At 52.9% G+C, this 3,154-nt stretch carries 3 protein-coding genes; all 3 read left to right on the top strand.

Annotated features, from left to right (window positions below; genetic code table 11):
- Nucleotides 1-189: 189 nt before the first annotated feature.
- Nucleotides 190-1,059 (top strand): DMT family transporter, encoded by an 870-nt coding sequence (locus tag BMZ36_RS14155; protein WP_091198383.1) that lies wholly within the window; start codon nucleotides 190-192, stop codon nucleotides 1,057-1,059.
- Nucleotides 1,060-1,134: 75 nt separating this feature from the next.
- A complete protein-coding gene (locus BMZ36_RS14150) occupies nucleotides 1,135-2,286 on the top strand; it encodes an AAA family ATPase (RefSeq protein ID WP_091198380.1) in 1,152 nt (383 codons plus the stop codon).
- Nucleotides 2,287-2,660: 374 nt separating this feature from the next.
- Nucleotides 2,661-3,154: tannase/feruloyl esterase family alpha/beta hydrolase (locus BMZ36_RS14145; protein ID WP_143086083.1), on the top strand; the 494-nt coding region annotated here is incomplete at its 3' end.

The following is a 3,154-nucleotide window of genomic DNA, read 5'->3' as shown; positions in this document are numbered from 1 at the left end:
CAGGTCAGCAACAGCATCGCCGGCAACGTCGAACGCATCGCCCAGATGGTCGAAGAATCCGACGCCGCCGTGCAGGCTGCGCACGACCAGGTGCGGCAACTCGATGAACTGGCGCGCGACCTTAATCAGGTGGCGGCGAGGTTCAGGTTGTAAAGTTCAAGAAATGGCAATCGTCACTGGACAGACATCATGAACAAGGAAGCGTTGGCGCTCGTCATTGCCGGGGCATGTTTGCATGCCGTCTGGAACCTGTGCGCCAAAAAGGCGGCAGGCGGACTGCCTTTTATCTGGTTGTTCGGGGTTGTGAGCATCGTGGTGTCGTTGCCGTTCGGGTTTTTTGCATGGCATGCCCACTCGCAACAACTCACCGGCCAAGCCTGGTTGGCAATCGTCGTCAGTGCCTTGATCCATGTGGCCTATTCCCTGGTGCTGCAAAAAGGCTATCGCGAGAGCGATTTTTCAGTTGTTTACCCGCTGGCGCGCGGGACTGGCCCCTTGTTTGCCGTTCTCGGGGCGATCGTCTTTCTGGGCGAAAGCCCGAGCGTGCTTGGCTGCTTGGGCATTGCGGCAATTTTGGTGGGCATTTTCATCGTGTCCGGGGTCGGGAAAATAGCCGCTGTTGAACGCAAGAAAGTAACGGCCGGAATTTTCTGGGGATGTCTGACAGGGGCGTTTATTGCCGCCTATACCGTTGTGGATGGCTGGGCGGTAAAAAGTCTCGGCCTTGCGCCGGTCCTTTATTACGTGCTGGGGCTCGCCTTGCGAACACTCGTCCTTGCTCCGCAGGCTTTGCGGCAACCGCAGGCCCTGCGGCAGCAATGGCAAAAAAACAGCCGCCATATCATCGCGGTAGGCGTGTTGTCGCCGTTGGCTTTTTCGCTTGCGCTGCAGGCGATGGTTATCGCGCCGCTGAGTTATGTTGCCCCCGTCCGTGAGTTGTCGATGTTGCTTGGTGTCGTTTTGGGCGGGTGGATCTTGCGCGAGGCCATTTCGATGTTTCGTGTCGTCGGCGCGGTCTTCATGATCGCTGGGGTTGTGTTATTGGCTGTTGCCAAATGATTGTCATGAAAACATCTTGTTGCGATGAATTTGGGACGGTTTTGCAGTTTTATTGAACATAAGCGGTTTGGTGTGATGGATAGCAAGCTCAGGATTCATAGAATTAAATTTTCCAATTTCCATACGTTTCTGGATGCGACAGAAATTTCTTTTTCCCTGGATCGCGAGACGGGAGAAGTATGCGGCGGAGTCGTATCGAGCGTCCTGGACGGCGCTTATCTGTCGCCCGTAATCACGGTAGCCGGCAGCGAACGCGGGCGCGCAAATTCGACCAAGCCGTTGACGCTTGCTGCGGGATTCATATCGGGCAAGAGGCTGGAATCGTTCGGTAATGGCATGAGTTTTCGCACGCATCCGTTTGCAGCAAAAAAGAGTGGGAGCATCGCGATTGAGTTCGAGTTGAATGACTTCCTGTACCGGTATGTTGTGGAATTCAACGGCATCCGGGTTGTTTTTGAATCGCTGCAAGTGAAGACCAGCAAATTCTTCAGCTGCGTTTTCGAAAAAGACGCGAGAAGAAGCGCCATCCACTACGATCTCAAGACAAAAAATTTTGGCGTCACTGAAGTTGCCCTCAGAACGGCGCAATCTGGATATTCAATCATTGCCAATGCTGCGGCGCTGGGCTCTTCTCTGGCTCAAAGCATTGTTTCTGCATTCTCAGGGATCGCGCGATGCCGCGATTTTTCGGCCCCGGCCGATATCTTGCCTTCCGATGTTCTGGCGGCGGCCGATGTCTTCTCCGGGAATGAACGCCTGCGGCGACAGATGGCGTCTTTCATTTCTGGCATGGATGAAAAACTGGACGATGTGGTCCTGGAAAAGCATCAATATTTTTTTAATGACGGAAGTGTTAGTGAAAAACATATTCCATACTGTGTCAGGCGCATGCCAGGCGAATCAGATAAGTCTCGCATTCAACCGCTATGGAACGAGCATAGAGACGTTTTAATCATGTTCGTCCAGCTTGCCAGGGTGTTGCCCGTTCTTCATCGGGGCGGGCTGATCATTATGGACAGGCTTGACGAAGGCGGCGGCGAAGAATACCTGCCGTCATTTGTTGAGCTGTTTTTGCACCGGGATACCAACCCGCATGGTGCACAGTTGTTGTTTACGGCAAATTCTCTCGATGTACTGAAATGCGTGCATGCAAGCCAGATTTACCTGGTGAGGGGCGGGCATTATCAGAGGTCATATCAGCACAATGCAGGCGCGCTGGCTGCATGAATTCACTCCCCTAAGACTTGAGGCTAGTTATTCGCAATAAGTATGCCATTGAAAAATATGGTGGTGCCGCATTGCGCCAGCAATTTGTGTAGCTTTTGTTGTCGTGACGCAGTACGAGTAGGCCCATGCTCAACATGGTTACCAGAGTGTGCTTATTGTGCTTCATTACGGGTTAGTTAAGAAATGTGACATGCAAAATTTAACTGACTTTGCTTTATCTTCTTTGCATTTCATTTTTTATGCGGTCTTTGTTGTACATTTTTACGCCGCATTGTTGAATTTTTGGAAAATGTGAATTTACAGGCCTTTGCTTTGTAGTCGGAGATAGAAAACTACAATCACCATGTTTTTTGTGAAAAATTACATGGTGAAGCATGAAAAAATTGGCGCGAAATCAAGGGGTGCAAGCAGGGTTTGCGTTGTCGGCTGTGCTTGCTTTGGCGGGCTGTGCGACTAATGCCGTTAACGAAGGCGAAGCAGGAAGTTCTGGGCGTGCAACGGGAGCCCACGCAAAGCAGACCTGCGGCAGCCTCGCTGAACAGATTGCTTACCCCAACCTCAAGATTACCTCTGCGAAACTGGTCGCCTCGGGAGAAGAGAAGCGCCCCGGTATCGTTGACACGATCCCGGAGCATTGCGTCATCAAGGGCTCGCTGAACGAGCGCATCAGCCCGGTCGACGGCAAGCAATACGCCATCGGTTTTGAAATGCGCCTGCCCACCCAGTGGAACGGGCGCTTCTTCTACCAGGCCAACGGCGGCCTGGACGGCATTCTGCATCCGGCGTTTGGCGACATTCTCGGCGGCGGACCGCGCAGCAACGGCCTGACCAAAGGCTTCGCCGTCATCAGCTCCGATGCCGGGCATGC

It is taken from the genome of Formivibrio citricus (assembly GCF_900115065.1).
Classification (GTDB): Bacteria; Pseudomonadota; Gammaproteobacteria; order Burkholderiales; family Chitinibacteraceae; genus Formivibrio; species Formivibrio citricus.
This window is presented reverse-complemented; position numbering and strand designations above follow the sequence as displayed.